Genomic DNA, 4,620 nt, shown 5'->3' with positions numbered 1-4,620 from the left:
CCTACACCAACGTGGCCCCGCGCAATTTTCGCATGAACCGGCAATGGCCCTGGTGGAGCCCGTTGGTGATTTCTGCAGTCGCCATGGCCGTGGCCTACAGCATCTACAGCTACCGCCTGCACCTGATAACAACCGAGGTGCTGGAGTCACTCAACGGCATCTTGCAGCAATAGCGCGTCGGACAGCGACGCAACCGAATCCAACGAATTGACGAGGTACCTGCCTCGTTGACAAGCCCATCGTTTCCGATGGCCACGCCGCTCGTGCTGGCGTGTTGTATCCACCTGGACGCAGGAGAAACTGCCATGCCAACACCCGCTTACATCAAGATCGAAGGCCAGACCCAAGGCAATATCACCGCAGGCGCCTTCACCTCTGACTCGGTCGGCAACGTGTTCGTCGAGGGCCATGAAGACGAGATTCTGGTGCAGGAAATCAAGCACCAGGTGACCACCCCAACCGACCCGCAGAGTGGCCAACCGGCGGGCCAGCGGGTGCACAAACCGTTCATTTTCACCAGTGCCCTGAACAAAGCCACACCGCTCATGTACCAGGCCTTGGCCAGCGGCGAAATGTTGCCGACGGTAGAGGTCAGCTGGTATCGCACCTCAGTGGAGGGCAAGCAGGAACACTTCTTCACCACCAAGCTGGAGGACGCCACCATCGTCGATATCCACACCACCCTGCCGCATGCGCAGGACAAGGAAAACGCTGATTTCACACAATTGATCGAAGTGTCCATGTCCTACCGCAAGATCTCCTGGGCTCATGTGGTTGCAGGCACCGAAGGCTCGGACGACTGGCGCAAACCGATCGCCTGACCCCACTGAATTGCCCCAGGCAAGCCTCGCGCTGCCTGGGCTTTCAACTCTTCGGACGGCGGACAAGGATCTTTTATGCCTAGCCAATCTGATTTGCGCTACAGATTCGAGCCACTGGTGGGCGACGTTGAGTTCGAAGTGGTGTCGTTTGAACTCAGGGAAGCGATCAGCGCACCCTTTACTTTGGAACTGGAGCTGGTCAGCTTCGAACCCGATATCGACTTCGGCCAAGTGCTGGACAAACCGGTGGTACTCACCATCCTGGATGAAGAAGGGCCGGTGCGTTACGTGAACGGCCTGGTCAGCAGTTTCAGCCAAGGCGAAAGCGGCTTTTACCGCACCTACTATCACGCGCTGGTCGAACCCATTCTGGCCCGCGCAGGCCTGCGTTCGAACTGGCGCATCTTCCAGCAAAAAACCGTGCCGCAGATTCTTGAGTTGATGCTCAAACGTCAGGGCATCGATCAGTACGAGCTGCACGCGGTGGATAAGCATCAGGTGCGCGAGTTCTGCGTACAGGCCGGTGAAACCGACCTTGCCTTTATTGCCCGCCTCGCCGCAGAAGAAGGCTTTGTCTACCGCTTCGAGCACAGTGAAAAGCTGCACAAACTGATCATCACGGATCGCGTGCAATCGCTTGGCCTGATCAGCCACGGCGCGCTCAAGCGCGAGAATGAAGACGAAGGTTTTTTTGAAGACGGGAAAGTGATTGACCCCAATACCGTGCTGTATCAGTCCAACAGTGGCGGCGATCAGGCCAGGCCCTGCCTGCGGCGCTTGCGCTATAGCGAGCAGGTGCGGACAGCGCGGCAGGTCCAGCGCGATTACACCTTCACCCATCCTGCCTATCGCCAGGAACACCGCGCGTCCGGCCCTTTCCTGGAGCATCAGTCCAGCGAATATGAGCGCTTCGATTATCCCGGCCGCTACAAGCGCGATGCGGTGGGCAAACCGTTCACTGAAAACCGCATCACCGCCTTGCGTCATGATGCACGCATTGCCGAAGTTCAGGGGGATGACGCACGGCTACAACCCGGGCTGAGCTTCACGCTGACCGGTCACCCTCGCGATGACCTCAATGCCCACTGGCGAGTGAACAGTGTCGTTCACAAGGGCCGCCAGTTCACCAGCCTGCAGGAAGAGGCTGCCAGCGTCGACCAAAGCACGCGCTATGAGCAAACCGCAGTGCTGGTGCCAGGTCGCACCGAATGGCGCCCTGCCCCTTTGCAGAAACCTCGCGTGGACGGCCCGCACATGGCCACCGTGGTCGGCCCGCCCGGTGAGGAGATCTATTGCGACGAGTGGGGCCGGGTCAAGGTCAGCTTCCCCTGGGACCGCGAGAGCAGGAGCAACGAGTTCAGCTCTTGCTGGGTGCGGGTATCGCAAGGCTGGGCCGGAGGCAGTTGGGGCGCGATGGCCATCCCGCGTATCGGCCAGGACGTGATCATCCAATACGTCAATGGCGACCCAGACCAGCCGATGATCACCGGGCGTACCTATTGCGGTGATCAGCTACCGCCCTATGACCTGCCCCGACACAAGACGCGTATGACCATCAAAAGCCAGACCCACAAGGGAAATGGCTTCAACGAACTGCGTTTTGAAGATGAACTGGGGCAGGAAGAGGTGTTCATCCACGCACAGAAAGACCAGAACATCGTGGTCAGGCACGATGAGTCCACGCAGGTCGGTAATGACCGCACCGAACAGGTCGATAACGACGAATCGATTCAGATCGGCCATGACCGCACTGAAACGGTCGGCAATGATGAGCGCGTCAGCATCGGACAGGACGCTGCTCTGGATGTCGGCCGTAACCAGACCATCAAGATTGCCAAGGACCGTGTGGAAACCATCGGCAATCACCGCCACGACAAGATTGCCGCCAATCATCACAGCAGCATCGGCGGCAACCTCGAACAGCAGGTCGAAGGGCATGCCGAGCTCGAAGCCCGAGGAGAAATCCGCAGGCGCACCCGCCGCTACGAGCTACGCACAGCGCAAGCCGTGATCATTCAGGGCCCTGGGGGTTCCATCCAGATCGATGAGACAGGCATCACCCTGGAGGGCCCGACAATCCGCATAAACGGCCAGTTGCTCAAATCGGCAGACGGGGCAACCAACCCCTTTTCCATCAGCAGCGCACCGGTCACGGGAAAACCCCTTGAACGTGGATGCGGGCGCCGCCCCGATGGCACCTGCGGGCTGCCCGACTGCCGCTGCATCAGAGGGCCGGGCCAATGAACACCACCACTTCGAACGCACCGCCTGGCGAGCAGTTCGGACAAGGCGCTCGCTTTCTGGTGCTCATGACCAGCGTGCTCGAATACTGGGCCTACCGACCCATCCCTCAGGAAGGTGAACTGGTCCCGGCCTATGCCCCCTCGGTGCTTGAGCTCATCAATGACGTAAACCGAAATACCCAGCATGAATGGCTGTGGAGGCGCAGCATTCTGGACGAGCAGCATGATTTTGGGCCGTTGCTGGTAGACGTGACGGAAGCGCCTGATCTGCTTGTCCATGCTATATCGACCTGGATGCCGATTGGCGGCGCCATTGCCCTGGATGCGCAGATTGGCCTCACCGCGTTGGCAGCTCACTTCACCAGCCTTGTTCAAATCACCCTTCCCGATCAGGGATCTGCGACCTTTCACTTCAAACCGGACCATCTCGAAGCCTGGCTGAATGCACTGGATGACGACCATCTGGCCACTTGGCTTGGGCCAGTGACTTCACTGGCCTGGCGAGCCAACTGGGGGCCGGCTCACGCGTGGAAAACCCTTGAGCGCAGCCCGACCACCGGCCGCTCCTTCGCGGACACCCCCATGCGCCTTCGCCAGTTGGAAATCGAGCGATTGCAAGCAGGCATGCACGAGCACTTCGTTCTGTCTTTGGCGCATGAGGTGTTAGCGCTGCAACACCCTTCCACCCATATATTGGCCGACATTCGGCGCTGGATTGAAACCCTGCTGCCACAACTGAAGGCCCTCAACTTCCGCGATGAGGAAGTCGCTGGGCAGTTCATCAGGCTGATGGCTAGGCACATGTGGCTCATGGGCAATGATCAAGCCGGGAAGATCTACACCAACCTCGATGAGTCCCCACAGAGCCGCCTTCGCGAACTGCAAGCCTTGATAGAAAGCAAGGAGCCCGTCCATGAATGACGCCAGTGTCAGCAGTGCCACCTCCGGCCCTGCCTGCAGTGCGCGCGTGCCGATCCTGCCGGTGCGCTATGCCATCGTGCCGCGTACCGGCGCTACCCCTGCCTGCCGCTACGCCGACGCAGGCTTCAACCTGGAACAAGGCTTTACCCCCCTGCAGCACTCCGCCTACACCCTGCGTGCCCTGCGCCCTGGCTACATCTACGTGTTCATGCAAGGCCCCCAGGGCGAAAAGCTGGTCATTCATGAATACGACGGCGAAGGCCACTACAAGGAACTGCACTACCGGGGCCTGGAGGCCTATCACCTGCGTCATCGCTACCAGGCCAGCCGGACCGTGGGCTGGGTGTGGGCCGATACCTGCCCGGACACCGCCAAGGAAGTGTGGATCGGCTACAGCCCGCATTTGTGGACCAACGCCACGACCGCGCGCATCACCGGCTCGGCCGCCTTGCGCAAACGGCATATGCGCCAGCTGGACATGGCCGAGCTGGTGGCCGGCAACCAGTCACCGTCCAGCCAGCCCCATGTGTTGCCGGTCAGCGCCCTGCAAACCTGGGTCGAAGATTTCAAGCCAGCCAGCCGGCGCATGCCGCTGACCTGGAGCAGCCATCCGTTCACCGACACGCTGCCCATCG

Annotated in this window: 4 protein-coding genes and 1 pseudogene; all 5 read left to right on the top strand. The window is 60.2% G+C overall.

Annotation, left to right across the window (positions count from 1 at the left end; all coding sequences use genetic code 11):
- Positions 1 to 173, top strand: a pseudogene (locus tag HP547_RS29775) (DotU family type IV/VI secretion system protein); the annotation flags it as partial.
- A 132-nt stretch (positions 174 to 305) separates the two neighbouring features.
- Positions 306 to 821, top strand: coding sequence for an Hcp family type VI secretion system effector (locus HP547_RS27410; RefSeq protein WP_172285754.1), 516 nt, complete (start codon positions 306 to 308; stop codon positions 819 to 821).
- A 75-nt stretch (positions 822 to 896) separates the two neighbouring features.
- The gene (locus HP547_RS27405) at positions 897 to 3,065 is read left to right on the top strand and encodes a type VI secretion system Vgr family protein (protein WP_172288574.1); all 2,169 of its coding nucleotides are present in this window, start codon (positions 897 to 899) and stop codon (positions 3,063 to 3,065) included.
- Entirely contained in the window at positions 3,062 to 3,985 is a 924-nt protein-coding gene (locus tag HP547_RS27400) for a DUF4123 domain-containing protein (RefSeq protein WP_172288572.1), read from the top strand. The genes HP547_RS27405 and HP547_RS27400 overlap by 4 nt, the downstream gene beginning before the upstream one ends.
- Positions 3,978 to 4,620: T6SS effector BTH_I2691 family protein (locus HP547_RS27395; RefSeq protein WP_306140665.1), on the top strand; the 643-nt coding region annotated here is incomplete at its 3' end. The genes HP547_RS27400 and HP547_RS27395, both read left to right, overlap by 8 nt.

The organism is Pseudomonas sp. CM27 (genome assembly GCF_013179515.1).
Taxonomy (GTDB): domain Bacteria; phylum Pseudomonadota; class Gammaproteobacteria; order Pseudomonadales; family Pseudomonadaceae; genus Aquipseudomonas.
The sequence above is the reverse complement of the archived record's forward strand: the minus strand, read 5'-3'. Positions and strand labels throughout refer to the sequence as shown.

Coding starts and splice junctions, on each gene's coding strand:
- HP547_RS27410 (WP_172285754.1), top strand. CDS start 306: ATGCCAACACCCGCTTACATCAAGATCGAAGGCCAGACCCAAGGCAAT.
- HP547_RS27405 (WP_172288574.1), top strand. CDS start 897: ATGCCTAGCCAATCTGATTTGCGCTACAGATTCGAGCCACTGGTGGGC.
- HP547_RS27400 (WP_172288572.1), top strand. CDS start 3,062: ATGAACACCACCACTTCGAACGCACCGCCTGGCGAGCAGTTCGGACAA.